The sequence below is a fragment of the Kitasatospora sp. NPDC101155 genome, assembly GCF_044768305.1.
In the GTDB taxonomy this organism is placed as follows: Bacteria; Actinomycetota; Actinomycetes; order Streptomycetales; family Streptomycetaceae; genus Kitasatospora.
Map to the genome: position 1 here is coordinate 1 of NZ_JBIWPN010000075.1, position 25,596 is coordinate 25,596.

Annotated in this window: 24 protein-coding genes; 20 read left to right on the forward strand and 4 right to left on the reverse strand. The window is 72.9% G+C overall.

The window, feature by feature from the left end; genetic code table 11:
- From ACIRYZ_RS43190 to ACIRYZ_RS43235, 10 genes are all read left to right on the forward strand, one after another.
- On the forward strand, nucleotides 1-705 hold a 705-nt coding region (locus ACIRYZ_RS43190; RefSeq protein WP_402954141.1), incomplete at its 5' end, for a beta-ketoacyl reductase.
- Nucleotides 706-752: 47 nt separating this feature from the next.
- Nucleotides 753-1,556, forward strand: coding sequence for an arylamine N-acetyltransferase (locus ACIRYZ_RS43195; RefSeq protein WP_402954142.1), 804 nt, complete (start codon nucleotides 753-755; stop codon nucleotides 1,554-1,556).
- Between the two features lie 51 nt (nucleotides 1,557-1,607).
- Complete coding sequence (locus ACIRYZ_RS43200) at nucleotides 1,608-2,951, forward strand: NAD(P)/FAD-dependent oxidoreductase (RefSeq protein WP_402954143.1); 1,344 nt, start codon at nucleotides 1,608-1,610, stop codon at nucleotides 2,949-2,951.
- Between the two features lie 103 nt (nucleotides 2,952-3,054).
- Nucleotides 3,055-4,122: a 3-dehydroquinate synthase family protein gene (locus ACIRYZ_RS43205; RefSeq protein WP_393027493.1), complete on the forward strand. Its 1,068-nt coding sequence runs from the start codon at nucleotides 3,055-3,057 to the stop codon at nucleotides 4,120-4,122.
- Nucleotides 4,119-5,504, forward strand: a complete 1,386-nt coding sequence (locus tag ACIRYZ_RS43210) for a 3-deoxy-7-phosphoheptulonate synthase (RefSeq protein ID WP_402954144.1) — start codon at nucleotides 4,119-4,121, stop codon at nucleotides 5,502-5,504. Before ACIRYZ_RS43205 ends, ACIRYZ_RS43210 begins: the two co-directional genes overlap by 4 nt.
- A complete protein-coding gene (locus ACIRYZ_RS43215; RefSeq protein ID WP_402954145.1) occupies nucleotides 5,494-6,363 on the forward strand; it encodes a shikimate dehydrogenase family protein in 870 nt (289 codons plus the stop codon). The genes ACIRYZ_RS43210 and ACIRYZ_RS43215 overlap by 11 nt, the downstream gene beginning before the upstream one ends.
- Before the next feature lie 230 nt (nucleotides 6,364-6,593).
- Nucleotides 6,594-7,754 carry a DegT/DnrJ/EryC1/StrS family aminotransferase gene (locus tag ACIRYZ_RS43220; RefSeq protein ID WP_402954146.1) on the forward strand — a complete coding sequence of 387 codons (1,161 nt, stop codon included), beginning with the start codon at nucleotides 6,594-6,596 and terminating at the stop codon, nucleotides 7,752-7,754.
- Nucleotides 7,751-8,854 carry a Gfo/Idh/MocA family protein gene (locus tag ACIRYZ_RS43225; protein ID WP_402954147.1) on the forward strand — a complete coding sequence of 368 codons (1,104 nt, stop codon included), beginning with the start codon at nucleotides 7,751-7,753 and terminating at the stop codon, nucleotides 8,852-8,854. Before ACIRYZ_RS43220 ends, ACIRYZ_RS43225 begins: the two co-directional genes overlap by 4 nt.
- Nucleotides 8,851-9,546, forward strand: a complete 696-nt coding sequence (locus ACIRYZ_RS43230; RefSeq protein ID WP_402954148.1) for an HAD-IA family hydrolase — start codon at nucleotides 8,851-8,853, stop codon at nucleotides 9,544-9,546. The genes ACIRYZ_RS43225 and ACIRYZ_RS43230 overlap by 4 nt, the downstream gene beginning before the upstream one ends.
- A 7-nt stretch (nucleotides 9,547-9,553) precedes the next feature.
- On the forward strand, nucleotides 9,554-10,468 hold the full coding sequence (locus ACIRYZ_RS43235; protein WP_402954149.1) for an ROK family protein: 915 nt from the start codon (nucleotides 9,554-9,556) through the stop codon (nucleotides 10,466-10,468).
- A gap of 68 nt (nucleotides 10,469-10,536) precedes the next feature.
- Here ACIRYZ_RS43235 and ACIRYZ_RS43240 read toward each other — a convergent pair whose 3' ends face one another.
- Nucleotides 10,537-12,159 (reverse strand): bifunctional 3-(3-hydroxy-phenyl)propionate/3-hydroxycinnamic acid hydroxylase, encoded by a 1,623-nt coding sequence (locus ACIRYZ_RS43240; protein WP_402954151.1) that lies wholly within the window; start codon nucleotides 12,157-12,159, stop codon nucleotides 10,537-10,539.
- Nucleotides 12,160-12,404: 245 nt separating this feature from the next.
- On the opposite strand from ACIRYZ_RS43240, the gene ACIRYZ_RS43245 reads away from it, so the two are divergent.
- The 8 genes from ACIRYZ_RS43245 (at nucleotide 12,405) to ACIRYZ_RS43280 (ending at nucleotide 19,186) form a co-directional block, all read left to right on the forward strand.
- Nucleotides 12,405-13,190 carry a thioesterase II family protein gene (locus tag ACIRYZ_RS43245; RefSeq protein WP_402954153.1) on the forward strand — a complete coding sequence of 262 codons (786 nt, stop codon included), beginning with the start codon at nucleotides 12,405-12,407 and terminating at the stop codon, nucleotides 13,188-13,190.
- On the forward strand, nucleotides 13,187-14,590 hold the full coding sequence (locus tag ACIRYZ_RS43250) for a cation:proton antiporter (protein WP_402954155.1): 1,404 nt from the start codon (nucleotides 13,187-13,189) through the stop codon (nucleotides 14,588-14,590). The genes ACIRYZ_RS43245 and ACIRYZ_RS43250 overlap by 4 nt, the downstream gene beginning before the upstream one ends.
- Nucleotides 14,590-15,033, forward strand: coding sequence for a type II 3-dehydroquinate dehydratase (locus ACIRYZ_RS43255; RefSeq protein WP_402954157.1), 444 nt, complete (start codon nucleotides 14,590-14,592; stop codon nucleotides 15,031-15,033). Before ACIRYZ_RS43250 ends, ACIRYZ_RS43255 begins: the two co-directional genes overlap by 1 nt.
- Before the next feature lie 42 nt (nucleotides 15,034-15,075).
- Nucleotides 15,076-15,768, forward strand: a complete 693-nt coding sequence (locus tag ACIRYZ_RS43260; RefSeq protein WP_402954159.1) for an alpha/beta fold hydrolase — start codon at nucleotides 15,076-15,078, stop codon at nucleotides 15,766-15,768.
- A 79-nt stretch (nucleotides 15,769-15,847) separates the two neighbouring features.
- Entirely contained in the window at nucleotides 15,848-16,432 is a 585-nt protein-coding gene (locus ACIRYZ_RS43265; RefSeq protein WP_402954160.1) for an SRPBCC domain-containing protein, read from the forward strand.
- Between the two features lie 385 nt (nucleotides 16,433-16,817).
- On the forward strand, nucleotides 16,818-17,483 hold the full coding sequence (locus tag ACIRYZ_RS43270) for a DedA family protein (RefSeq protein WP_402954162.1): 666 nt from the start codon (nucleotides 16,818-16,820) through the stop codon (nucleotides 17,481-17,483).
- 90 nt (nucleotides 17,484-17,573) lie between these two features.
- Nucleotides 17,574-18,254, forward strand: coding sequence for an O-methyltransferase (locus tag ACIRYZ_RS43275; RefSeq protein WP_402954164.1), 681 nt, complete (start codon nucleotides 17,574-17,576; stop codon nucleotides 18,252-18,254).
- A 32-nt stretch (nucleotides 18,255-18,286) separates the two neighbouring features.
- Nucleotides 18,287-19,186, forward strand: coding sequence for a Gfo/Idh/MocA family protein (locus ACIRYZ_RS43280; RefSeq protein ID WP_402954166.1), 900 nt, complete (start codon nucleotides 18,287-18,289; stop codon nucleotides 19,184-19,186).
- A 40-nt stretch (nucleotides 19,187-19,226) separates the two neighbouring features.
- Here the strand turns inward: ACIRYZ_RS43280 and ACIRYZ_RS43285 are convergent, their stop codons facing one another.
- Entirely contained in the window at nucleotides 19,227-20,336 is a 1,110-nt protein-coding gene (locus tag ACIRYZ_RS43285) for a hypothetical protein (RefSeq protein WP_402954168.1), read from the reverse strand.
- A gap of 187 nt (nucleotides 20,337-20,523) precedes the next feature.
- Between ACIRYZ_RS43285 and ACIRYZ_RS43290 the strand changes: the two genes are divergently transcribed.
- The gene (locus ACIRYZ_RS43290; protein ID WP_402954169.1) at nucleotides 20,524-22,527 is read left to right on the forward strand and encodes a transglycosylase domain-containing protein; all 2,004 of its coding nucleotides are present in this window, start codon (nucleotides 20,524-20,526) and stop codon (nucleotides 22,525-22,527) included.
- Nucleotides 22,528-22,838: 311 nt separating this feature from the next.
- Here ACIRYZ_RS43290 and ACIRYZ_RS43295 read toward each other — a convergent pair whose 3' ends face one another.
- Nucleotides 22,839-23,906: a hypothetical protein gene (locus ACIRYZ_RS43295; RefSeq protein ID WP_402954171.1), complete on the reverse strand. Its 1,068-nt coding sequence runs from the start codon at nucleotides 23,904-23,906 to the stop codon at nucleotides 22,839-22,841.
- A gap of 489 nt (nucleotides 23,907-24,395) precedes the next feature.
- On the opposite strand from ACIRYZ_RS43295, the gene ACIRYZ_RS43300 reads away from it, so the two are divergent.
- Nucleotides 24,396-24,932 (forward strand): hypothetical protein, encoded by a 537-nt coding sequence (locus ACIRYZ_RS43300; protein ID WP_402954173.1) that lies wholly within the window; start codon nucleotides 24,396-24,398, stop codon nucleotides 24,930-24,932.
- Nucleotides 24,933-24,982: 50 nt separating this feature from the next.
- Here ACIRYZ_RS43300 and ACIRYZ_RS43305 read toward each other — a convergent pair whose 3' ends face one another.
- Nucleotides 24,983-25,297 (reverse strand): hypothetical protein, encoded by a 315-nt coding sequence (locus ACIRYZ_RS43305; RefSeq protein WP_402954175.1) that lies wholly within the window; start codon nucleotides 25,295-25,297, stop codon nucleotides 24,983-24,985.
- Nucleotides 25,298-25,596 lie beyond the last annotated feature (299 nt).

Sequence of the window (25,596 nt, forward strand, 5' to 3'; positions counted from 1 at the left end):
TTCCTCGGCGCCGGCACCGGCGGTTACGCGGCCGCCAACGCCTTCATGGACGGCCTGATGGCCCGCCGCCGGGCCGACGGACTCCCCGCCCTCTCGCTCGCCTGGGGCATGTGGGAGCAGACCACCGGCATGGCCGCACAGACCGACGACCTGGCCAGGAGCCGGCTCCACCGGCGCGGCGGCCTGCAGGCCCTCACCCCCGAGCAGGGCATGGAGCTCTTCGACGCGGCCCTGCACAGCGACCGCTCGCTGCTCGTGCCGGCCCGGCTGGACCTGCGCGCCGTGCGGGCCGATGCCGTCGCCGGCCGGGAGACGCCCCCGCTTCTGCGCGGGCTGGTCGGCTCCCCGCGGCGGGCGGCCCGGCCGGTGGCCTCCGGCGAGGAGCGGCGCAGGTTCGCCGAGCAGCTGGCCGGGCTGCCGCCGGCCGAGCGGGCGGCGGCGCTGCTCGACCAGGTCCGCACCAAGGTGGGGGTGGTGCTCGGCTACCGGGCGGATCAGCGGATCGACGCCGACCAGGGCCTGTTCGAGATCGGCTTCGACTCGCTGACCGCGCTGGAGCTGCGCAACCGGCTGGGCGAACTGGTCGGCGCCAAGCTGCCGACCGGCCTGGTCTTCGACCACCCGACACCGGCACTGCTGGTCGCACACCTGCACGGGCGGCTGTTCGGCGGGGACGCCCCCGGGCTCGGCGGGGTGGCCGTGTGACCGCCGCCGACCAGCCGCCAGGAACCGCACGACGAGAAGGAGGAGCAGTGTTCGACGCCGAGGTGTATCTGGAGCGGATCGGCTGCGAGGGCGAGACCGGTGTGGACATCGAAACGCTGCGCAGGCTGCAGAAGCGGCACCTGATGGCGATCCCGTACAACATCGCGGCCCAGGACTTCGCCGACGCCCCGGTCCTGGTCGCGATCGACGAGGACGAGACCTTCCGGACCGCGGTGCTGGACGGCCGCGGCGGCACCTGCTTCCAGCTGAACCGGCTCTTCTTCCGGCTGCTGCGCGAACTCGGCTACGACGCCTCGCTGCTGGCGGGCAGCACCGCCGAGGGCTGGGAGGAGTTCGGCACCGAGGTTGAGCACATGTTCATCCGGGTCGCGCTGGACGGCGCCCAGTGGCTGGTGGACGCCGGCTACCCCGGGCCCTCCTACGTCGAACCGCTGCTCCTCACCGACGCCGTGCAGACCCAGTACGGCAGCCAGTTCCGGTTGGTGGAGCAGGGCGGCGGCGAGTACGCGCTGCAGCGGCGGGCCCGGGTCGGCCGCTGGGGAACGGTCTACAGCTTCCGGCTGACCGAGCGCCGCTGGGCCGACTGGCAGCCGATGGAGGACCGGGTCCGGGAGAACCCCGCCCCGGCACCGGACGGCGACATGCGGGGCGTGCTGTACGGACGGACCCTGACCGACGGTCAGGTGGTGCTCAAGGGGCGCTGGCACCTGACGGTCCGTGACGGCCGGGAGCGGGCCCGCACCGTGGTGGACGACGGCGAGCACCGGGCCCTGGTCACCGCGATCCTGGCCGGCGACCTGCCCGGGATCCTCCCGCTCGATTTCTCCTGAACCCCTTACCTGACACCTGAACCGAATACCCCGGAAGGAAAGGAATCCAGAATGGCGACCAAGACGGCTGACGCGGTGGTCATCGGCGGTGGCCCCGCCGGCGCGGTGAGCGCCTATCTGCTGGCCCGTGACGGCCACTCGGTGGTGCTGCTGGAACGCGACGAGTTCCCGCGCTTCCACATCGGCGAGTCGATGCTGCCGTACATGATGGGCCTGTTCGACCGGATCGGGCTGCGCGAGGCGCTGGAGGGCGGCGGCTTCGTGCCCAAGTTCGGCGGCGAGTTCATCGACCCGACCGAGACCAAGTTCTTCTCCGGCGTCTTCCGGGCCGACTTCAGCCTGCAGGGCGAGGGCCGCTTCGACCGCGCCTTCCAGGTCGAGCGCGCCCGGTTCGACGGGATGCTGGTCAACGAGGCGGCCAAGGCCGGCGCCGAGGTGCACCTGGGCGCACCCGTCAAGGACCTGCTGATGGACGGCGACCGGATGACCGGCGTGACCTACGAGGAGGGCGGCGAGCTGCACCGGCTCGACGCCACCTACGTGATCGACGCCAGCGGCCGGTCCGGCCGGATCGCCAACAAGCTCGGCCTGCGCAAGATGCTGGAGAGGCTCCGGATGGTCGGCGTGTTCCGCCACTACACCGGCCTGGACGAGCGCAACAACCTGGGCGCCGAGGGCGACATCCAGGTCGGCGCGCACGACGACGGCTGGGTCTGGGCGATCCCGCTCTCCAAGGACCTGATCAGCGTCGGCACCGTGATGCCCCGCGACGTGTTCCGCAGGGGCACCCCGGAGGAGGTCTTCGAGGAGCACCTGAACCGGGTGCCGCGGATCACCGCGCGGCTGGCCGGGACGAGCCCGTCGATGGACCTCAAGATCGAGACCGACTACTGCTACCACGCCGACACCGTGACCGGCCCCGGCTGGATGATGGTCGGCGACGCGGGCTGCTTCGGCGACCCGATGTTCTCCGGCGGCGTGCTCATCGCCACCTCCACCGCGGTGCGCGCGGCCGAGACCGTCAGCGCCGCGCTGCGCGAGCCGTCGGACGCCGACCGGCTGCTCGACGAGTACTCGAACTACTTCAAGACCGGCTACGACACCTACCTGCGGCTGATCCAGGCCTTCTACGACGGCGAGCTGGTCTCGGTCGCGGCCGACGCCGGACGGACCACCTCGCGGGACGCGCTGGAGCGCTACCTGATCCGGCTGATCGGCGGCGACTTCTGGAGCGAGCACAACGCGGTCGCGCAGGAGATGCGGCGGCGCACCGAGTGGGACGCCTTCCCGCCCTTCCAGCGCGTCTACGGCTGCCCCGCCTACCCGCACCTGGAGGAGCAGGACCGCAAGGAGCGGGCCGAGGCCCGCATCCTGCGGGTGACCAACGGCCAGTAACGGCCAGCAACGGCAGGCACCGGCCACCGGGGGCCGGCGGCACACCGCCGCCGGCGCCCGGCCGGGCGCCGGCCCGGCGCACCTCAGGACAGGGGGGAACGGCGTGACACAACAGATTCCGGTCCGCATCGGCGACCGTTCGTACGACGTGCTCATCGGCCCGGGGGTGCGCTCCGCACTGGCCGAGGTGATCAAGCGGCTCGGCGCCCGGCGGGTCGCCGTGGTCTCGGCCCGGCCCGCGCAGTGGGTGCCCGACACCGGGGTGGAGACCCTGCTGCTGCCCGCCCGGGACGGCGAGCCGGACAAGAACCTTGCCACCGTCGAGGCGCTCTGCGCGGAGTTCGTCCGGTTCGGGCTGACCCGCGGCGACGCCGTCGTCTCCGTGGGCGGCGGAACCACCACCGACGTGGTCGGCCTGGCCGCCGCCCTCTACCACCGGGGCGTGCCCGTGGTGCACCTGCCGACCACGCTGCTCGCCCAGGTGGACGCCAGCGTCGGCGGCAAGACGGGGGTCAACCTGCCCTCGGGCAAGAACCTGGTGGGCACCTACTGGCAGCCCGCCGCCGTGCTCTGCGACACCGACTACCTGACCACCCTGCCCCCGCGCGAACTGCGCAACGGCCTCGGCGAGATCGCCCGCTGCCACTTCATCGGCGCCGGCGAGCTGCGCGGGCGCGACCTCGCCGAACAGATCGCCGCCAGCGTCCGGCGCAAGGCCGAGATCGTGTCGGCCGACGAACGGGACACCGGCCTGCGGCACATCCTCAACTACGGCCACACCCTCGGCCACGCCCTGGAGACGGCCACCGACTTCGCGCTCCGGCACGGCGAGGGCGTCGCGATCGGCACCGTCTTCGCGGGCCTGCTGGCCGGCGCCCTCGGCCGGATCGGCCCCGCACGGGTGGCCGAGCACCGGGAGGTCGTCGAGTTCTACGGCCTGCCCGCCGCGCTGCCCGCCGGCGCCGACCCGGCCGAGCTGATCCGGCTGATGAGCCGGGACAAGAAGGCCCGCGGCGGCCTCGCCTTCGTGCTCGACGGCCCCGGCGGCGCCGAACTGGTCCACGAGGTGCCCGAGCAGGCCGTCGCCGACACCCTCGACCGGATGCCGCGCCAACCGCTCGACCGGCTGACCGGCCCGCCCCAGGACGGAACGGGAGCGTCGGTGGCATGACGAACCCAACAGCGCGGCCCGGCGAGCGGGTCGCCGCCGCGCGGGAGCGCAAGCTCGCGGCCCGCCTCGCCGCGGCGCTGGAGCGGCCCGCCGCGCAGCAGCCCGAGTGGCCGGACCCGGCCCGGACCCGGGCGGTGGCCGGGCGGCTGCGCACCGCGCCCCCCGTGGTGGCGCCGGCCGAGACCGCCCGGCTGTCCGAGCGGCTCGCGGCGGTCGCCCGCGGCCAGGCGTTCCTGCTGCAGAGCGGCGACTGCGCGGAGACCTTCGCCGAGGCGACCGAGCCGCACCAGCGGGCCAACCTCGGGCTGCTGGCCCGGATGGCGCTGGTGCTCGGCCGGGCCGCCGGGCTGCCTGTGGTGCCGGTGGCCCGGATGGCCGGGCAGTACGCCAAACCGCGTTCCCGGCCGCTCGACGCCGACGGCCTGCCCGCCTACCGCGGCGACATCGTGCACTCCGCCGAACCGACCGCCGCCGCCCGCACCCCCGACCCCGACCGGATGCTGCTCGCCCACGCGCACGCCGTGCGGACGATGGCACTGGTCCGTCTGGTGGGCGCGGAGCACACGGCGGACCCGCGCGAGCTGCACACCGGGATCCGCGCGCACGCCGGCCGCACCCCGGGCGGCGAGCGCTTCCTCCCGGCCGGGGGCCCGCCCGGCGAGGTCTTCGTCAGCCACGAGATGCTGCTGCTCGACTACGAGACCGCCCAGCTGCGGCCCGCCCCGCCGAGCGGCGGCCCGGAGCCGATGCTGGCCAGCCCGCTCGCCCACTTCCTCTGGATCGGCGAGCGCACCCGCGGCTTCGACGACGCGCACCTGGCGGTCGCCGAACTGCTCGCCAACCCGATCGGCGTGAAGATCGGCCCGGGAACCACCCCCGAGCAGGCGGCCGAGTACGTGCACCGGCTCGACCCGCACGGCGTCCCCGGCCGGCTGACCCTGATCAGCCGGATGGGGCACACCCGGGTGCGCGAGGTGCTGCCGTCGATCGTCGAGAAGGTCACCGCGACCGGCCACAAGGTGATCTGGCAGTGCGACCCGATGCACGGCAACTCCCGCACCACGGCCGACGGCCGCAAGACCCGGGAGGTGGACCACGTACTGGACGAGATCACCGGTTTCTTCGAGGTCCACCGCGCACTCGGCACCAACCCCGGCGGCCTGCACCTGGAGGCGACCGGCGAGGACGTCACCGAGTGCCTGGGCGGGCCCGGGCGGCTCGGCGAGCAGGACCTGCAGGCCCGCTACCGCACCGCCTGCGACCCCCGGCTTAACGAGGAGCAGGCGATGGCGCTCGCCTTCACCGTCGCCGCGCTGCTCGCCGACGGCACCGCGCCCACCACTCACCCCGCCTCTGGAGCTGGAGACCGGCATGACCGATGAGGCCGCCACCCCGCCGCCCGACCGCGCCGCCGAACCGCCGCCGCCCCGGCAGGCCGTGATCAGCGGCAGCACCCGGCTGTACGCCGTGCTCGGCGACCCGGTCGCCCAGGTCCAGTCGCCGGGGCTGCTCAACCCGCTCTTCGCAGACCAGGGCGTCGACGCCGTGCTGGTCCCGGTCGAGGCGCGCCCGGACGACCTGGAGCGGGTGGTCCGCGGCCTGCAGCGGATCGCCAACCTGGACGGCCTCTTCGTCACCGTCCCGCACAAGGCGGCCGCCGCCCGGCTCGCCGACCGGCGCAGCCGCACCGTCGAGATCACCGGCACCGCGAACGTGCTGCGGCGCGAGGCCGACGGGCAGTGGCTGGCCGAGAACTTCGACGGCTCCGGCTTCGTCGCCGGCCTGGCCCGCGCCGGGCACCGGTTGGCGGGCCGGCGGGTGGCGCTGGCCGGGGCCGGGGGAGCGGGCAGCGCCATCGCGGCGGCACTGCTGGCCGCCGGCGCCGACCGGCTCACCCTCACCGACCCGGACCTGCCCAAGCGGGACCAACTGCTCGACCGGCTCGCCGCGCACTGGCCCGGCCGGGTCCGGGCCGCCGCCGAACCCCCGCTGCCGGAGAGCGATTTGGCGGTCAACGCGACACCGCTGGGGATGCGGCCCACGGACCCGCTGCCGTTCCCGCCCGAGCTGCTGCCGCCCGGCGCGGTGGTGGCCGACATCGTCATGAAGCCCCGGGAGACCCCGCTGCTGCGGCGTGCCGCCGCGGCGGGCCACCAGGTGCACCACGGCAGCCACATGCTGACCGGTCAACTGGAGTCCTACCTCACGTTCTTCGGCCTGCCCGCACCCGCCACCGGTTGACCACCGACCGGCCCACCAGCAAGGCCAGGTGACTACCAGACCGGGGGATGCCGGGCTCCGGGGCGCGATACCTACAGTGAGGGTCGCGCGCCTTGCGTGTGAATTCCGGGGGCCAGGACGTTCCACGGACCAGCTCGCCGCCCCGGCCGCTTTATGCCGCCCATCGGCCATTCCGGCCGAGCCTCGGCCACCGGCCGAGAGAACAGTCCGAAGCCGAGATTTGGAGACACATGAACGCGCGACCGGCACCGGAGTTCCCTTCCTGGCCGCAGTTTGACGACAGCGAGCGAGCCGGCTTGATCCGGGCCCTGGAGCAGGGGCAGTGGTGGCGCATGGGCGGGTCGGAGGTGAACTCCTTCGAGCGCGAGTTCGCCGACTTCCACGGCTCCCCGCACGCCCTGGCCGTCACCAACGGCACCCACGCGCTGGAACTGGCGCTGCAGGTCATGGGCGTCGGCCCCGGCCACGAGGTGATCGTGCCGGCCTTCACCTTCATCTCCTCCTCGCAGGCCGCCCAGCGCCTCGGCGCCGTCGCCGTCCCGGTCGACGTCGACCTGGACACCTACAACATCGACGTGGCGGCCGCGGCCGCGGCGGTCACCCCCCGCACCAAGGCGATCATGCCCGTGCACATGGCCGGCCTTTTCGCCGACATGGACGCCCTGGGCAAGCTCTCCGCCGACACCGGCGTGCCGCTGCTGCAGGACGCCGCGCACGCCCAGGGCGCCCGCTGGCAGGGCAAGCGGGTCGGCGAGCTCGGCAGCATCGCCGCGTTCAGCTTCCAGAACGGCAAGCTGATGACCGCGGGCGAGGGCGGCGCCGTGCTCTTCCCCGACGAGGAGAGCTACGAGCTCGGCTTCCTGCGGCACAGCTGCGGCCGGGCCCGCACCGACCGGCACTACATCCACCAGACCTCCGGCAGCAACATGCGGATGAGCGAGTTCTCCGCCGCCGTGCTGCGCGCCCAGCTGGCCCGGATCGACGACCACACCGCGATCCGCGACCAGCGCTGGGAGCTGCTCTCCCGGCTGCTCGGCGAGATCGACGGCGTCGTGCCGCAGGGCACCGACCCGCGGGCCGACCGCAACTCCCACTACATGGCGATGTTCCGGGTCCCCGGCATCACCGAGGAGGCCCGCAACGAGCTGGTCGACACCTTGGTCGAGGCCGGCCTGCCGGCCTTCTCCGCGTTCCGGGCGATCTACCGCACCCCGGCCTTCTGGGAGATGGCCGCGCCCGACACCACCGTTGAGCGGCTCGCCGAACTGTGCCCGAACACCGAGGCGATCAGCGCCGAGGGCATCTGGCTGCACCACCGGGTGCTGCTGGCCTCCGAGGAAGCCCTGCACGCCGCGGCCGAGATCATCACCGACGCCGTGGCGGCCAGGTGAGGCTGCGGGCCGCCGTCGTCGGGCTCGGCTGGGCCGGCCGCGAGTTGTGGCTCGCCCGGCTGCGCGAGCACGAGGACTTCGAGACGGTCGCCGCCGTCGACCCCGACCCGGCATCCCGGGCCGCGGTCGCCGCGGCGACCGGTCTGCCCGTCCACGAGACGGTCGACGCCCTGGACGCCAACTCGGTCGACGTCGCCGTCGTCGCCGTGCCGAACCACCTGCACACCCAGGTGGCCGCGACGCTGCTGCGCCGCGGCATCGCGGTCTTCCTGGAGAAGCCGGTCTGCCTCAGCTCGGCCGAGGCCGACGCGCTGGCGGAGGCCGAGCGGGCCGGCGGGATGCTGCTGGCCGGCAGCGCCGCCGCCCACCGCGGCGACGTGCGGGAGCTGGCGAAGCTGCTGCCCGAGCTCGGCCGGATCCGCCACATCGACCTGGCCTGGGTGCGGGCCCGCGGCGTGCCGCAGGCCGGCGGCTGGTTCACCCAGCGCAGCAAGTCCGGCGGCGGCGTGCTGGTCGACCTGGGCTGGCACCTGCTCGACGTGCTGACCGCGCTGGTCGGCCCCGCCCGGGTCACCCAGCTGGCCGGCGCGGTCTCCGACGACTTCCTCAGCTGCGGCGCCTGGTCGGCGACCTGGCGGAAGGACCGGCCCACCGCCGCCGCGCCCGGCGACGTCGAGGACACCGCCCGCGGCTTCCTGGTCCGGGAGGACGGCATCTCCGTCTCGCTCCGGGCCAGCTGGGCCTCGCACGAGGCGCTGGACGGCGTCGTCGTCGGCGTCGAGGGCAGCGCCGGCACCGCCCGGCTGCACTGCACCTTCGGCTTCAGCCCGAACAGGGCACCGGAGCCGCAGCTCACCCTCACCCAGGAGGGTGTCACCCGGCGGATCCCGCTCGCCGCCGAACCCCTCGGCACCGAGTACGGACGCCAACTCGACGGCCTCGCAGCCCTGCTGGCCGACCCGGCGGTGCGCGGCCGGGCCGTCGCCCAGGCCCGCGACACCGTCCGGCTCGTCGAAGGCCTCTACGCATCGGCGCGCGCCGCCCGACCGGCGGACCGCGCCCTCGAATCCACCACCCACGAAGAGGTGCGGACCACGTGACCACGACATCGGACCATCAGCCCGGAAGGGACGCCGCGCCCGGCACGGTCCCCAGGCAGGCGGTCGTCTTCGACCTCGACGGCGTCATCGTGGACAGCTTCGCGGTGATGGGCGAGGCCTTCTCGCTCGCCTACGCCGAGGTCGTCGGCGACGGACCTGCCCCCTTCGAGGAGTACCAGCGCCACCAGGGCCGGTACTTCCCCGACATCATGCGGATCATGGGCCTCCCGCTGGAGATGGAGGGGCCGTTCGTCCGCGAGAGCTACCGGATGGCCGAGCAGGTGCAGGTCTACGACGGCATCGTCGACGTGCTGCGCACGCTGAACGAGCGCGGCCTGCGGCTGGCCGTCGCCACCGGCAAGAGCGGCGAGCGGGCCCGCTCGCTGCTCGACGTCCTCGGCCTGCTGCCGTACTTCGCGCACGTGATCGGCTCCGACGAGGTGTCCCGGCCCAAGCCGGCCCCCGACATCGTGCTGCGCGCGCTCGAACTCCTCGACGTCCCCGCCGACCAGGCCGTGATGATCGGCGACGCCCCGACCGACCTGGCCAGCGCGCAGGGCGCCGAGGTCACCGCGGTGGCCGCGCTGTGGGGCTGTCACGACGGGGCCGAACTGCTCGCCGCCGGCCCCGACGTGGTGCTGCGCCAGCCCGCCGACCTGCTCGCCCTCTGCCCGGCCCTACCCGGGCGCTGAGCCGGCGATGGGAACACCGTGGCACCTCGGCATCGACATCGGGGGCACCAAGGTCGCCCTGCGGGCCGAGTCGGCGGACGGCCGGGCCGAGGAGCACGGCTTCGCCTGGCCGCGAGCCGATGACGCCGACCGCGACCTCGCCCTGCTGGCCGGCGCGGTCGGCGTGCTGACCGCCCGGACCGGCGCCGCGATCCGCGCCGTCGGCGTCGCCGTGCCCGGCACGGTCGGCCCCGACGAGCGGATCACCGCCTGGCCCAGTCGGCCGTCCTGGACCGGCCTGCGGCTGGGCCCGGCGCTGCGCGGCATGCTGCCCGGCGCCGAGGTCGCCTGGGCGGACGACGGCGACCTCGGCGCGCTCGCCGAGGCGGCCGCGGCCGACTGCCCCGACCTGCTCTACGTCGGCGTCGGCACCGGCGTCGGCGGAGGCCTGGTGCTGGGCGGCCGGCTCTGCCCGGGCCCCGGCCGGGGCTCCTTCGAACTCGGCCACCTGATCGTGGACCCGAGCGGCCCCGACTGCGTGTGCGGCCGCCGCGGTTGCCTCCAGGCCACCGCTTCCGGCCTGGCCACCCTGGCCCGGGCCGGCGAGCTGGCCGGCGCCCCGGTGAGCTACCAGGAGCTGCGCACCGCCGTGCGGGCCGGCCACCCCTGGGCGACCGAGGCGGTCGACCGGACCTGCCGGGCCCTGGCCACCGCGATCATGGGCGTCACCGAACTGCTGCACCCCCGCCTGGTGGTGGTCGGTGGCGGCTTCGCGGACGGCCTGGACGACCTGGTCGCCCGGATCACCACCCGGCTGGCCCCGCTCGCCCGCCCCGGCCGCCCCGCCCCGCCGCTGGCCCCGGCCCGCCTGGGCGGCCTCTCCTCGCTGCGCGGCGCGGTCCTGCTGGCCCGCAGCGCCACCGGCGGCGCGCGGATCGGCTGACCCCGCACCGCTGCCACTGGCGCCCCGGTCGGCCGACCCGCGGACCGGGGCGTTCGGCTGTCGGCCCGTCAGCCGGCGCCGCCCGCAGCGGCAGCGGCCGGCACGCCCGCTCCCAGCGCCGCCCGCAGGGCGTCCACCAGGGCGTCCCGCGCCGGCGCGCCCGAGGCCGTGCCGAACACGTGGTAGTCGGGCCGGACCAGCAGCGCGTCCACCCCGTGGCGGGCCAGCAGCGCGTGGTAGACGCCGTCCAGGTCGGCGACCTCGCCGGCCTGCGGCTCCTCGTCGGCCGCCCGCAGCCGCAGCACCCAGCTTCCCAAGGTGGCCAGGAACGCCGCCCGTTCCTCGTCGAGCCCGTCCGCCGCCTGCCCTGCCAGCAGCAGCACGAAGCCCCGCCCGACCACCTCGTCGAACAGCCCGCTGCCGCCGGGTCCGCGCACCCGGCCCTGCGGCACCACCTCGCCGGCGAGCGGCGAGGCCCGGTGAAGCAGCCCCTCGGTCAGCGGCTTGGCCGGCTCCGGAACCGTCGCGCCCCGCCCGCGCCGGCCGGCCAGCACTGTGGCGTCGCGCTCCGCCGCCGCCGCCGGGTCGGTCACGCAGATCACCCGGCCCAGCTGGACCGAGGCCAGGATCGACTCCCGCACCTGCGCCCGGCGCTCCTCGGTGTAACTGTCCAGCAGCGTCTCGGGGGCGCGCCCGCCGAGCACCAGGTCCAGCTTCCACGCCAGGTTGACCGCGTCCCGGACGCCCGAGCACATGCCCTGCCCGGCGAACGGCGGCATCAGGTGGGCCGCGTCCCCGGCCAGCAGCACCCGGCCGACCCGCCACTGGTCGGCCCAGCGGGCCTGGAAGATGTAGGTGGTGCTGCGCAGCAGGGTCGCGGTGTCGGGCGTGACGCCGTGGGCGGCGAGCAGCCGCCAGGCGGTTGCCTCCTGGTTGAGCTCCGCGGCCCGCTCACCCGGCAGCCGCATGAACTCCCAGCGCCGGTGGCCGGGCCCGCTGCCGACCAGCGTGGTCGGCCTGGCCGGGTCGCAGATCTGCACGTTGGTCGGCACGAACTCGGCCGGTTCGCGCAGCCGCACGTCGCACAGCAGCCACTCGTAGGAGAAGCCGAGGTCGGTGACCGGCACGTCCAGGTGGTGCCGGACGAAGCTGTTGGCGCCGTCGCAGCCCACCACCCAGCGGGCCGAGTAGCTGCGGACCGCGCCGTCCCCGTCCTCGGCGGTGACCAGCACCCGGTCGCCGAGCTGCTCGATCCCCACCACCTGCCGGTCCCGCTCCACGGTGACACCGGGCAGCTGCCCGGCGCGGGCGGCGAGGAGTCCCTCCAGGTCGGGCTGGTGCATGGTGTTGGCGTCGGGCCAGCCGTAGGGGCCCTCGGCGCGGAAGACGATGTCCAGCAGGGTCCGGCCGTCGGCGGTGTGCCACTGGTAGCCGGTGGCGGGCTCGGTGATCCGGCCCAGGTCGGCGCCGATCCCGCAGCCGGCGAGCAGCCGCGCGGTCTCGCCGTCGAAGCTGGTCGCCCGGGGCAGCGTGTAGGGGCGTCGACGCCGCTCCAGTACGGTCGTGCGCCGGCCGCGCTGGGCCAGCAGGACGGCGAGCGCGGCGCCGACCGGCCCGTTGCCGACCACGATCACGTCGGCGTCCGGTTCCGCCGCCCGCGCGGTCGGCTCGTGCGATGACACCTCGGGCATGGCAAGACCCCTCGTCGCAGAAGTGATTGACGTTGTATCAGCTGACAGGACGCCAATCGACGTAGCCGCCGCAGCTGACCCGGGCCGGCCGCCCTCGCCGGGCGCCGCGCTCCCGAAGACTACCCACACCGGTCGGCGATCGGGCGTTCTGCGGCCCAGGGCTATCAGATCAGGGGATAGCCGCCCTGTGCCGCACCGGCCTAGTCTGCCGACGTTGCGTCACCGAGCACGAGGAGCGGTCCGGAATGCCCCCAGCAACGGCGCACTTCGCGAAGTGGGTGAGTGTCTCCCACCCAGCGCCGCACAGCCCCGTCAGGCTGCTCTGCCTGCCCTACGCGGGCGGCTCCGCGAGCTTCTTCTACCCGGTCTCCCGGGCGCTGTCCCCAGCCGTGGAGGTGCTGGCCGTCCAGTACCCGGGCCGGCAGACCCGCCGGTACGAGCCCGGGATCGACAACATCCCCGAGTTCGCGGACGAGATCTTCGCCGCGGTGCGGCACCTGGACGACAAGCCGCTGGCGGTGTTCGGCCACAGCATGGGCGCGGTGCTCGGCTACGAGCTGGCGCTGCGTCTGCAGGACGCCGGACTGCCCGCCCCGGTACGGCTGTTCGCCTCCGGTCGGCGGGCCCCGTCGCGCTACCGCGACGAGCGGGTGCACGAGGCGACCGACGCCGAGGTGGTGGCCGAGCTGCGGGCGCTCAGCGGCACCAACGAGGCCCTGCTGGGCGACCCGGAGGTGCTCGCGATGATCCTGCCGGCCATCCGCAGCGACTACACCGCGATCGAGCGCTACCGGCACCAGCCGGACCGACGCCTGGACTGCCCGGTGACCGTGCTCACCGGCGACAGCGACCCCCGGGTCTCCCGCGAGGAGGCCGAGGCCTGGGCCGAGCACACCTCCGGGCCGATCGAGCTGGAGGTCTTCGAGGGCGGCCACTTCTTCCTCGCCGACCGTGCGGCGCAGGTCATCGACCTGGTGGCCGACCGACTGAGTCCCCAGCACCTCGTGGCCGACGTCCGGCCGGCCCGATGAGCGCTCCGGTGACGGTGCTCGCCACGCCGGTGGCGTCGATCGGCGAGCACCCGCTGCTGATCCTGCTGCTCCAGCTGGCGTTCCTGATGCTGCTCGCCCTGGTGCTGGGCCGGCTCGCCACGTACTTCAAACTTCCGGCGGTCGCCGGTGAGTTGGCCGCCGGCGTGCTGGTCGGACCGTCGGTGCTGAAGCCGTTGGTGCCGAGCTTCTCGGCCTGGCTGCTGCCGCAGCAGCCCGAGCAGGTCCACCTGCTGGACGCGGTGGGGCAGTTGGGTGTGCTGCTGCTGGTCGGTGTGACCGGTTCCGAGATGAACATCGGCCTGGTCCGCAAGCGGGGCATCATCGCCGGCAAGGTGGGCATCACGGGCCTGGTCGTCCCGCTGGGCCTGGGTGTGGCCACCGGCTTCCTGCTGCCGCACTCCTTCGTGCCGGCCGGCACCTCCCAGACGACCTTCGCCATGTTCCTGGGCGTGGCCACCGGCGTGAGCGCCATCCCGGTGATCGCCAAGACCCTGCTCGACATGAAGCTGCTGCACCGGGACATCGGCCAACTGATCCTCGCGGCCTGCGTGGTGGACGACGTGGCGGGCTGGTTCCTGCTGTCCGTGGTCTCGGCGATGGCCACGGCGGGCCTGACCGCGGGCGTGGTCACCACCTCCATCGTCTGGCCGGTGGTCGTGGTGCTGTTCGCCGCGGTGATCGGCCGGCCGGTGGTGGGCGGCGCGCTGCGCCTGGCCGGGCGCTCGGAGAGCCCGGCGCCCACCATCGCCACCGTCGTGGTGCTGGTCATGTTCAGCTCGGCGGCGACGCAGGCCGTGCACCTGGAGTCGATCTTCGGCGCCTTCGTCTGCGGCGTGCTGATCGCCACCAGCAAGGGGTGGGACCCGCGGAAGCTGGAACCGCTGCGGGTCGTCGTCCTGGCGTTCCTCGCCCCGCTGTTCTTCGCCACCGCCGGCCTGCGGATGGACCTCACGGCGTTGGCCCGGCCGGTGGTGCTGGTCGCCGCGCTGGTGGTGCTGGTGGTCGCCGTCATCGGGAAGTTCGTCGGCGCGTTCCTCGGGGCCTGGCTCAGCCGGATGAACCGCTGGGAGGCGCTGGCGCTCGGCGCCGGCATGAACTCGCGCGGCGTGGTCGAGGTGATCGTGGCGATGACCGGTCTGCGGCTGCACGTCCTGGACACCAAGACGTACACGATCATCGTCCTGGTCGCGATCGTGACCTCCCTGATGGCCCCGCCGATCCTGCGGTTCGCGATGACCCGGGTCGAGGAGACCGCGCAGGCGAAACTGCTCGGCCGGGCCGCCGGACCCGACGCCGAGCTCCCGTCCCCCGCCGCCGGCGGCGGAGTCCCAGCCCAAGGCCTCGACACCGTCGGGGCCGCCGACCAGCGAGGTGACTGATGAGCACGATGCTCCTTCTCAACGGCCCCAACCTCGGAATCCTCGGCCGCCGGGAGCCGGAGGTCTACGGCACCGACACGCTCGCCGACATCGAGTGCGCGGTCGCCGACGAGGTGGCCGACCAGGGCTGGAAGGTGCTCTCCATCCAGCGCGAGTCCGAGGGCGAGCTGGTGAGCGCCATCCACGAGCACGGGCCCGGCAGCGTCGGCGCCGTGGTCAACCCGGGCGCCCTGATGATCGCCGGCTGGAGCCTGCGGGACGCGCTCGCCAGCTACCAGCACCCGTGGATCGAGGTGCACCTCAGCAACGTGTGGGCGCGCGAGCAGTTCCGGCACGAGTCGGTGATCGCGCCGCTGGCGAGCGGGGTCGTGGTGGGCCTGGGCGCCTACGGGTACCGTCTCGCGGCCCGGGCCCTGCTGCACGTGACCGGCGCCGGCCGATGACTCCGGCGAACCGAGTAGACCTGGGAAAGGAAGCTTAGGGCGATGAAACTCGCGCTCCACGAGGTTGGCGACGGCGACAAGGTCGCGCTGCTCGTTCACAGCATCATGTCGTCGGCGGACACCTGGAGCCGGGTGGCGCCGCGGCTGGTCGATCGCGGCTACCGGGTGGTGATGCCGGACCTGCGCGGCCACGGCGACAGCCCGCACGCCGAGGAGTACACCCCGCAGCTCTTCGCAGCCGACCTGGTCGAGTCGCTGCCGACCGGCGCCGACCTGGTGATCGGCCACTCCTTCGGCGCGTCGGTGCTCACCCTGGCGGTGGCCGGACTGCGCCCCGCCCGGGTGGTCTACAGCGACCCCGCCTGGCGGTTCAACGACAAGTCGGTGGCCGAGATCAAGGAGTTCGCCCAGTTCACCAAGGCGACCACGGCGGAGCAGATCCAGCAGATGTTCCCCCGCTGGACGCCCGAGGACGTCGCCGCCGAACTCGCCGGCTACGCGCGCTGGGACACCCGCGCGGTGGATTGGCTGGATGCCGCCGTCGAGTACGTGCCCGAGCGGCCCCTGGTGCCCTCGCTGGTGCAGGGTGCCGGCGACCACCACCTGGTGCCCGACGACCTCGCCGAACGGCTGCGTGCCAGCGGCTTCGAGGTCCGCCACGTCCCGGACACCGGACACTGCATCCACCGGGACGACGTGGCGGGCTTCCTCCAGTCGCTCGACGGATGGCTCTGACGGGAGGTCAGGAGGGGCCCCACGGTGCGGAGTCCGGCCTGTCCGGGCACCGCACCGCAGGGCTGCTAGAGTCGCCCGCATGAGCGCGGGAAAGATCGACCAGGATACGGCGGACCCCTCCGGCGCGGCCGGAACCAGGCCGGTCAAGCGCGGCACCTTCGAGCTGTGGCGCGACATCGCGGCATCGCCCGAGCAGGTCTTCGCCGCCTTCGCCGAGCCCGAGCTGCGCACCCGCTGGTTCCGGCTGCCCGGCCCGTCCAGCAGCTTCGAGCACGCCCTGGACTTCCGGGTCGGCGGTGGCGAGACCGCGCGCAACCGGTTCGTCCTGGAGGAGATGGACGAGCGGGTCGAGTACCGGTCCCGGTTCATCGACCTGGTGCCGGCCGAGCGCCTGGTCTACGTGTACGAGGCCCGGGTGAACGACGTGCTCCGCTGGGCGTCCCTGGTGACCGTCGAGCTCGCCGCAGCCGCGGCCGGCGGCACCCGGCTCGACTGGACCGAGCAGTACAGCTTGCTGGTGCTCAGCACCGAGGACGGGGAACAGGACGCCGCCCACCTGCGCGGCGGGACCCGGCTGATGCTCAATGGCCTGTCCGCCGCCTGTGGCAGCGCGGACCGCGCTGCCACGCCACGTCCCGTCCGCTCGCCCCAGGCCGCCGGCTGACCGACCCGTCGACCCGGATGCGCCTCGATGGTGCTGGACGCGGTACCCGGCGGTCACCGGCGTGCGCGAGGTGTATCCGGAGGGCGGGCGCGGGCGGGCGCGCGCCCTGCTGCCGTTCGCGCGCCGGATCAAGCAGCGGCCGTTGGTGGTCGCACCGCGTTTTGCCGAATCTTGAAGAAATGCTGGTCGGACTGGAACCATGGCCTCGGGACGTACGTCCTAACGACTGGTGATCGGTCGGGGGGACGGGCCGCCCGGCACGTTAGGCTGCGCCAGAGGGGGACTCGGGGGAGCGGCCTGGTGCCGCCATCGGACAACCGCCGGGACGGCATGCGGCTCCTGTGAGGGCCGGGACCGGTCCCGGCCTGCCACGGAGGTACTGGCCTTGCACATCGACGCCTGGATCGAGAGCGTTCCACCGACCGCGGTGTACGCCCTGATCGGCCTGATCATCGGGATCGAATCGCTGGGCATCCCGCTGCCCGGCGAGATCGCGCTCGTCACGGCGTCCCTGATGGCGGTCAAGGGCGTGGTGAGCCCGTGGGGAATCGCGGCCTGTGCGATCGCGGGCGCGATCATCGGCGACTCGATCGGCTACTCGATCGGCCGCAAGGGAGGCAAGCCGCTCTTCGAGAAGCTGGGACGCAAGTTCCCCAAGCACTTCGGGCCTTCACACCTGGCCACCGCCGAGCGCTCCTTCCACAAGTGGGGCATGTGGGCGGTCTTCTTCGGCCGCTTCATCGCGCTGCTGCGCATCTTCGCCGGTCCGCTGGCGGGCGCGTTGAAGATGCCGTACTGGAAGTTCCTGATCGCCAACGTGCTGGGCGGCGTGATCTGGGCCGGCGGTACGACGCTGCTGGTCTTCAAGGTGGGCAAGGCCATCGAGCCGTGGCTCTCCCGGTTCTCCTGGGCGGGCCTGGCGGCGGCGGTCCTGGTCGGCGCCACCTCGGCCTGGGTGATGAAGCGCCGGGCCGCCAAGACCCACGCCAGGATCGAGGCGGAGGAGGCGGCCAAGGCCGTGCAGGCCGTCAAGGCTCCCGTCGCGGAGTAACGGAACGTGGTCAAACGTCGTCCCGGCGTTGTCGGGCCCCCGGGTTAGCATCGGCGGGAACCTGCCGGTCTTGCACCACTGGAGGGCCCGATGACGCAGCCGACGCAGCAGTCCACGTGGGACGCCGTGGACACCTACTTCTCCGAGCAACTGGTCGGGCACGACGCGGTCCTGGAGGCCGCGACCGCCGCCGCCGACGCGGCCGGGCTCCCGCGCATCGCGGTCGCCCCCAACCAGGGCAAGCTGCTTCACCTGCTGGCGCTGGCCCAGGGCGCACGCCGGATCCTGGAGGTCGGCACGCTCGGCGGCTACAGCACGATCTGGCTGGCCCGGGCACTGCCCGCGGACGGCACGCTGATCTCCCTGGAGCTCGACCCCAGGCACGCCGAGGTGGCGCGCGGCAACCTGGCCCGCGCCGGGCTGGAGAAGGTCGCCGAGGTGCGGCTCGGCCGGGCCGCCGACTCACTGGCGGCACTGGTCGCGCAGGGCGAGGAGCCCTTCGACCTGGTCTTCATCGACGCGGACAAGCCGAGCAACCCCGAGTACTTCCGCCGGGCCCTCCAGCTGACCCGCCCGGGTTCGCTGATCATCGTCGACAACGTGGTGCGCGGCGGTGCGATCGCCGACGCCGCCAGCACCGACCCGGCGGTCGTCGCCACCCGCGCCCTGCACGAGCTGATCGCGGCCGAGCCGCGAGTCACCGCGACCTCGGTGCAGACGGTCGGCAGCAAGGGCTACGACGGCTTCACGCTGGCCCGCGTGCAGGGCTGATTTTCTACAGAACCACCGAGAACGGAGACATCGTGCGGATCGGACTGCTGGGCACCGGCACCTGGGCTGAGCGGGTGCACGCGCCCGTACTGGCCGAGCACCCCGGGCTGGAGTTCACCGGCGTCTGGGGCCGCCGGGCGGAGGCCGCCGAGGCGCTGGGCGCGGCGCACGGCGTGCCCGGGTACGCCGACCTCGACCGGCTGCTCGCCGAGGTGGACGCGGTCTCCATCGCACTGCCCCCGTCCGTCCAGGCCGGCCTGGCGGTGCGGGCCGCCGAGGCGGGCTGCCACCTGCTGCTGGACAAGCCGGTCGCGTTCACCGTGCCGGACGCCCGGGCGGTGGCCGAGGCGGTGCGCGAGCACGAGGTCGCCTCGGTGGTCTTCTTCACGGTGCGCTTCGGCGGCGAGCAGATCCCGTGGATCGAGCGCCAGGCCGAGCTGGGCGGCTGGTTCACCGGCCGCTCGGACTGGCTCGGCTCGGTGTTCGCCCCGGGCAGCACCAGCCCGTACGCGGCCTCGCCTTGGCGCCGGGAGAAGGGCTCGCTGTGGGACGTCGGCCCGCACGCGCTGTCCGTCCTGCTGCCGGTGCTGGGCGACGCGACGGAGGTCACGGCGGTCGCCGGGCCGCTGGACACCGTCCACCTGGTGCTGCGGCACGCCGGTGGTGCCTCCAGCACCCTCGCGCTCAGCCTGACCGCCCCGATGGCGGGCGGCGGCGTCGCGATGGAGCTGCGCGGCGAGCACGGCGTTGCGCACCTGCCCGAGCGCGGCGAGGGTCCGACGGTCGCCCTGCACCGCGCCTTGGACGCCCTGCGGTCCGCCGCCGCCTCCGGCGAGCCGCACCCCTGCGGGGCGGACTTCGGCCTGCGGGTGGTCGAGATCCTGGCCGGCGCGGAACGCTCACTGGCCGACGGCGGCCCGGTGGCGGTCTGAGGCCGCTCCCGGGCCGGATGGCCGGTCAGTGCCCGGCCCGTCAGGCCGGCGGCAGGGTTGGCTTGGCGGCGTCAGGGCGGCGGTCGGTGGGGCGGGACGGGGGGATGACCGGGGCGTGGAAGTCGCGGGGGCCGGTCCACAGGGCGGGGACGGCGTCGCTGCGGCGGGCCAGTTCGTAGGCCAGGGCCTCGTAGTTGACCCGCCATCCGTTGAAGTGCCGCCAGGCGTCCTCGACCGGGCGTTCGTGGGGGAACCCGGCGGCGGTGATCATGGCGACCGCGCCCAGGTACTCGGCGTAGGTGAGGCGGATCGGCGTCTCCGGGTCCGGGTCCGGGTCGAAGTCGACGCGCAGCGAGCGGGCGATGTCGCGCATCGCGGTGAAGCCGGCCCGGATCACCAACCGGGCCTCGGCCGGGGCGGAGCGCGGGCAGAGCGCGAGGTGGAGGGCGGCGGCGTCCATCACCGCGATCAGGCCGACCACCCAGCTGCGGTTGGGCTGGGGGGAGCGGAAGGAGAGCAGCACCGGGTAGTTGGAGTGGCTCTCGCCGATGTCGGCGGCCAGCCGCTCCCAGTCCCGGTAGAGCTGGGGGAGCGCCGTCTCGGTGTCCACCAGGGACTGGCGGGCCAGCAGTTCCGGGCCCCAGGCGGGCTCGCCGGCCCGGGACTGCAACAGCGTCACCTCGGTCTCGCGGCGCTGGTAGGCGGCGTAGATGGTCGGCAGGTAGGCGATCTGCAGGGCGATCACCAGCGGGCCGCTGGCGGCGGCCAGGAAGTCGATCGCGGACAGCTGCAGCCGTTCGCCGCTGGCATAGCCGAGGGTGAAGAGGCTGGACCCGGCCTCCCGGATCGAGGTCGACCAGTCGAGGTCGGACGTGCCGTGCAGCAGCAGCGTGTAGGCGAGCAGCATCCCGCTGAGCCACACCCCGAGCATGCCGAGTAGCACGAGCGGCGGCAGCCAGGTCAGCGCCCGGTCCTGCGCCCGGTAGGTGCCGAACGGCGTGGCCCAGAGCCGCAGCGCGGTGCGCAGTACCGCCCAGAGTCGGTAGACCAGTGCCGAGTAGAGCCCGCGCGGGACGACCAGGGTGCGCAGGATGCTGCCGACGACCATCAGCAGGACGAGCACGCCGAGCAGCGTGTGGATCAACCTCATGCGGCCATTCTGGCGGTCGCGGGGAGCGGTGGTGGGGCCGGGAGCCGTCGACGGCGACATGGCGTACGGCTCTCGTCGGGGGTCCTACGCGATATGACCATGATCACACCGGTTTCGGGCTGCCGTGGGACGGCCTGAAACGCGTCTATCCGAGTGGAGGGGTTTGTCCCACGAGATCGGAGACCGGATGCGTGCACACCAGGGTGGGGAAGCCGAGGAGAAGAAGGCCGGACGCCGACGATGGCGTCCGCTGCGGCGGATCGACTATCCGCGCAGAGGACGGCGCGGGGTCCGCCGCTGGCTCCCGTCCTGGCGGCAGCTGCTCCTGGTGTCCGGCGCCGGGGCGGTGGCGCTGACGGGCCTGGCGGCCTGGTTCTACACGACCACCCGGGTGCCGGAGGACCTGAACGCCTTCGCCACCCAGCAGAACAACGTCTACTACTGGGCGGACGGCACCGAGATGGCCCGGATCGGTGAGACCAACCGTCAGGAGGTGCCGCTCGACCAGGTGCCGGAGTCGGTGCAGTGGGCGGTGCTGTCCGCCGAGAACGAGACCTTCTACTCGGACCCGGGGATCTCCCTCAAGGGCATCGGCCGGGCGATCTACACGATGGCCACGGGCGGCGACACCCAGGGCGGCTCGACCATCACCCAGCAGTACGTCAAGAACACCTATCTGAACCAGCACCAGGACATGTCCCGCAAGCTCAGCGAGGTCGTCATCGCGATCAAGCTGGACCAGCGGATGAGCAAACGGGACATCCTGGCCGGCTATCTGAACACCAGTTGGTTCGGGCGCGGCAGTTACGGCATCGAGCGGGCCGCGGCGGCTTACTACGGCAAGGACGTCTCGCAGCTGAACCCGAGCGAAGGGGCCTTCCTGGCGGCCCTGTTGAAGGGTGCCGGGCAGTACGATCCGGCGCTCGGCGCGGACAACCACCAGCGGGCCGAGGAGCGGTGGTCCTGGATCCTGGACCGGATGGTGGAGGCCGGCAAGCTCTCCGCCGCCGAGCGCGCGGGGTACACGGTGTTCCCCGAGCCGCTGCCGCAGCCGAAGGCGGCGGGGCTGAGCGGTCAGGTCGGCTACCTGGTGGACATGGCCAGGACGTACGTGGAGGGCCACAGCGACATCACGCAGGCCCAGTTCGACCTCGGCGGCTACCAGATCCACACCACCTTCGAGAAGCCGAAGGTCGACGCCCTGGCCGCGTCGGTGCGGGAGGCCACCAAGGGGATCGACCCCGACAACCGGGAGGCCGACAAGCTGCTGAAGGTCGGCGCCGCCTCGGTGGCCCTGGACGGGCGGGTCGTCGCGCTCTACGGCGGCCCCGACTACCGGAAGCAGGGCTTCAACAACGCCAATACCTCGACCGTGCCGATCGGTTCGGCCTTCACCCCGCTGGTGTACGCGGCCGGCCTCAGCCAGGGCGTGCAGCGCGAGCGGGGCGGCAGCCGCACCCCGGTGGCGCCCACCACCAGCTACGACGGCGACAACGGGGTGAACGTGATGACCCCGGAGGGCCCCTACTGGGGGCGGGACGGGAAGATCGTGAAGACCGCCAACGACGGCAAGCGCAACTGGGGCCCGACGAGCCTGCGGGGCGCCGTCGAGCAGTCCGTCAACGGACCGATGATGCAGCTCGCCATGGACGTCGGCCTGGACAAGGTGCAGCAGACCGCCGCGGACCTGGGCGTGTTGCCGAGCAGCATGGGCGAGTTGGTGCCCGCCTTCGGGGTGGGGAACTCCACACCCAGCGCGATCAGGGCCGCCGACGCCTACGCTGCCTTCGCGGCGGGAGGCAGCCGCACGGACCCGTACTCGGTGCTCAGGATCACCCGCAACGGCGAGCCGCTCACGCTGCGGCTGCCGACCGCCGTCCAGGCGTTGAGCGCGGCGGCCGCGGGGGAGGTGGACGCGGCGCTCAAAGGGGCGGTCCGCAACGGGAGCGCGAAGTCGGTGGCGGAGGCCGGGCCGGATGTGGCGGCGAAGCCAGGCGCCACCGTGGACCGTACGGCGGGGTGGTCGGTCGGCTACAACGGGCACCTGGCCACGGCGGTCACGGTGTTCCGGGCGGACCTGAAGGACATGAAGCTGCTCTCCCTGGAGGGCGTCGGCGGGGCCGCCCCGGACACCCCGGACTCCGAGCTGCCGACGCGGATCTGGACCTCGTACATGAAGGCGGCCGGCTAGCCCTCCAGTGCGCGCTCGGGCCGGCTGTCCGGCAGCGTGGTCTTCAGGAGTCCGGACAACCCCTGAAGATCACGCGGTGGCCGCTTCCGCTCGCAGTGACAGCTGGGCGATCCGGACCCGCGGTTCATAGCCGTGCAGCGGCTCCTCGTACAGGAACCACGGCCGGCGGCCAGCGGCGTTCTCCACACCACGCCGGCCATTTCGCGAGTCGCGCAGCAGGGCGGCCGCTCCGGGGATCGCTGTCGAGGTCGGCCATCGCTCGATCCGTCCGTCGAGTAACCGTCACGGAGTCGGCCACTCGACGGAGGCGATCAGAGAATCGGCTCGCAGCCGATGGCCTTGCCCCCGGCGGTGAGGAACTCTCGCACGAGGTCCTTTTGGTCGGGGAACAGAAAGGGCTTTTCGAGGCCGTTCGTGTAGCCGCCGTTGACGGTGAAGAACACGTCCTTGCCCTGGCAGGTGGTGACGAGTGTCCCGCCGGCGACCCAGCGGGCCCGCCCGACATCGGACGGCTCCTTGCCGTCCTTCTGGGTCAGGGCGGTGGTCCGCGGCTCGGTCGTGATCGCGAGGACCTGTGCCCGACTGTCGTACCTCGGGTCACCGCCGATCGTGCAGGACCAGATCGGGCCGGACGCGGTGGTGACCTGTTGCGGCATGCGCCACTGGGCCTCGGGGTTTTTCGCGGGCGCGAACCCGGGCAAACCGCAGAGGTTGGCCCAGTCCGGGTCCGTCTCGGCCCCCTTCGCCGACAGGCTCTTCGGTGGCGACAGCTTCCGGCCTCCGCACGAGCGCGCCTTGGCCACCCCGTTGGCGAAGGTCACGGCCAGGGCGGCCCTGGCCTCGTCATGGCCCTTCTCGCTGGTGTACACCACAGTGCGCACGCCCTTCTGGCACCCCTCCGGGAGCACGGCCCACGCGGCGTCAGGGGTCACCGAGCCGGCCGTCTCGCCGGAGAACAATCGGGCATCCGATGCGGCCAATGTGCCCGGTCCGTCAGCGGTGTTGAGGACGATGTCGAACTGCACGACCTTCTCGGGGGACTCGAACAAGCCGCTGCTGACCCTGGCGGAGCAGCTGTTCCCGGTAAAGTCCGCCGTTGGCGAGTAGCCTCGCTTGTCCTCGGTGATCCTCCCCGGCCCCAGCAGGTCGTGCACCTGGTCGGCGGTGGCGGCGCCGTCGCATACGCTGTCCGGCCCGCCGAGGTTCGTCATTCGGTACAGCGCGAACCCCACTGCCCCGACCGGGACGAGAGACAGCGCCAACACCCCCACCGCCAGCCGCACGCGCAGTCCTCGGGTGGTGAACCCGCGCCGGTTGAGCGCCGCGCCGATGCGCCGGCCAGGGTTGTCGGAGTCGTCCGGACGGTCGTCGTCGCACATCGTTTCCACCATCCTCACGACCGCCCGAACACGGTGCGGTACGGCGACGTCTTGCCGGTGCTCGGCATCGGATCCGTGGCCGGTGAGACCAGCCCCGTGGTGAAGTACGGGCTACCACCCATGCGTGTACGACTCCTCCCCGTCCCTACCGAGAGGCCGTCCCCCTCTGCGGCATGACGACCGTACAGGCCGCCTCCGTCAGTACACCGACCCACCCCCCGTAGCTCCGATAGCACGAGGAGTGCGCAGTGGTTGACGGGCTCGGAGCCGTTCACCGGCGGCACTCCTGCAAAACCTCTGGGCGGAGGCACGACAGCACGGGGAAGAATGGGAACCGATACTCCGCCCGCCTGATGGACAAGGCCGATGACAGGAAGGGCGGCGCCAAGTCAACGAGGTCTACACCCTCAACCGGATCTTGGACAACGACCCCTTCCACGTCAGGATCGAACCGTAGCCAAGCGCCCTCCGGAGCAGAAGGTCGAGAAAGTGCCCGTCCTCTTCGAGTTCCGCACTGAAGCCCGCCCCGACAACGGCACGATCGAGGTGTACGACTCGGACGCCACCGTTCCGAACTCCGATGCCCTGGTGGCGAGCATGGAGAACGTCGTTGCCGGGACCGGCACGCAAATCTATCTCTACAGCCTCCAGGGCACCGCACCCGCCGAGATCCTGGTACACGTCTGGGACGGCCCGGTGCCGGCCGACCCCGCCTGGGCGGCCGAGGACGAACGCGCGGTGGTGCTGGACACACCGACGGGATCCGTGGTCATCCGCGCGTTCACTCCACACATCGCCGGCTGCTTCGACCTGCCACGCCCCGGCCTGTACGAGGGTCGGGTCTCCTGGAAGGGACGTGAGGCCGCCGAGGCCCAGCAGAACAGCCTGCTCGCCCAACTCGGCACCCCAGAAGGCCAATTCGACTCGGAGGAAGTCTTCGCGGCCCACCGGCAGGTCCTGGAATCCTACCGAATCGACCTCTGGTGGGCCGCAGAGTCCGAGGATGAAGAGGAGGACGAGGACTAAAGCACTACCGTGTGTGGCGCCGAAGAACCAGGGGGCCCAGGGGCTGCCGCTCAGCAGCAGCAATCTCCCCCATCAGTCACCATGCCCATGGCAGCCAGTAGTTCGGCGTGGCCGAGGAAGTACAGGGCGGCCGCCAGGCCCCCGCCAAAGTCCCGTCCTGATGCCGCCATGCCAATCCAGGACACGGCGCCGTTGCCTCCCCTATGACCCGGCTCAATCCCGTGCAGAATGCAAAGCCGTTCATGTGCTGCAGAAAGGTAGGCAGCCCAGTCGTCGTAGTCCGCAAGGTCCAGGCCGCTCAGCCGGCCGAGCCAGGCATCGGCATGAGCACGCAGAACAACCTCCAACTCGCGGAAGTCGTGCACCCATCCACACCGCTGCCCAACGCTTCCGTCTGCTCGCACAACCGGATGGAAGCCCTCCAGCCACGCGCTGGCAGCTCCGCGGTGGCTCTCGCACACGGTGACCGTCACCGCCGGGCCCGGACCGGCAACAGCATCCTCAGCAGACTCGAACCCGTCGACAACGACGACGGGGACCTCATCGCAGCGATGGATAGCCCGCAAAACAGGCTCTTCTGCTGGATCCGTGGGTGTGGTCACGCGAGTTGGCGGCGGGGCAGGGTCGGGCGGTTGCCGCCGAGGCAGAGCATGACGAGCGCGAT

What these genes read in the sequence shown, in the direction of transcription:
- ACIRYZ_RS43200 (WP_402954143.1), top strand. Translation starts at nt 1,608, where the DNA reads ATGGCGACCAAGACGGCTGACGCGGTGGTCATCGGCGGTGGCCCCGCC.
- ACIRYZ_RS43210 (WP_402954144.1), top strand. Translation starts at nt 4,119, where the DNA reads ATGACGAACCCAACAGCGCGGCCCGGCGAGCGGGTCGCCGCCGCGCGG.
- ACIRYZ_RS43215 (WP_402954145.1), top strand. Translation starts at nt 5,494, where the DNA reads ATGACCGATGAGGCCGCCACCCCGCCGCCCGACCGCGCCGCCGAACCG.
- ACIRYZ_RS43220 (WP_402954146.1), top strand. Translation starts at nt 6,594, where the DNA reads ATGAACGCGCGACCGGCACCGGAGTTCCCTTCCTGGCCGCAGTTTGAC.
- ACIRYZ_RS43235 (WP_402954149.1), top strand. Translation starts at nt 9,554, where the DNA reads ATGGGAACACCGTGGCACCTCGGCATCGACATCGGGGGCACCAAGGTC.
- ACIRYZ_RS43240 (WP_402954151.1), bottom strand. Translation starts at nt 12,159, where the DNA reads ATGCCCGAGGTGTCATCGCACGAGCCGACCGCGCGGGCGGCGGAACCG.
- ACIRYZ_RS43245 (WP_402954153.1), top strand. Translation starts at nt 12,405, where the DNA reads ATGCCCCCAGCAACGGCGCACTTCGCGAAGTGGGTGAGTGTCTCCCAC.
- ACIRYZ_RS43250 (WP_402954155.1), top strand. Translation starts at nt 13,187, where the DNA reads ATGAGCGCTCCGGTGACGGTGCTCGCCACGCCGGTGGCGTCGATCGGC.
- ACIRYZ_RS43255 (WP_402954157.1), top strand. Translation starts at nt 14,590, where the DNA reads ATGAGCACGATGCTCCTTCTCAACGGCCCCAACCTCGGAATCCTCGGC.
- ACIRYZ_RS43260 (WP_402954159.1), top strand. Translation starts at nt 15,076, where the DNA reads ATGAAACTCGCGCTCCACGAGGTTGGCGACGGCGACAAGGTCGCGCTG.
- ACIRYZ_RS43265 (WP_402954160.1), top strand. Translation starts at nt 15,848, where the DNA reads ATGAGCGCGGGAAAGATCGACCAGGATACGGCGGACCCCTCCGGCGCG.
- ACIRYZ_RS43275 (WP_402954164.1), top strand. Translation starts at nt 17,574, where the DNA reads ATGACGCAGCCGACGCAGCAGTCCACGTGGGACGCCGTGGACACCTAC.
- ACIRYZ_RS43285 (WP_402954168.1), bottom strand. Translation starts at nt 20,336, where the DNA reads ATGAGGTTGATCCACACGCTGCTCGGCGTGCTCGTCCTGCTGATGGTC.
- ACIRYZ_RS43290 (WP_402954169.1), top strand. Translation starts at nt 20,524, where the DNA reads ATGCGTGCACACCAGGGTGGGGAAGCCGAGGAGAAGAAGGCCGGACGC.
- ACIRYZ_RS43295 (WP_402954171.1), bottom strand. Translation starts at nt 23,906, where the DNA reads ATGTGCGACGACGACCGTCCGGACGACTCCGACAACCCTGGCCGGCGC.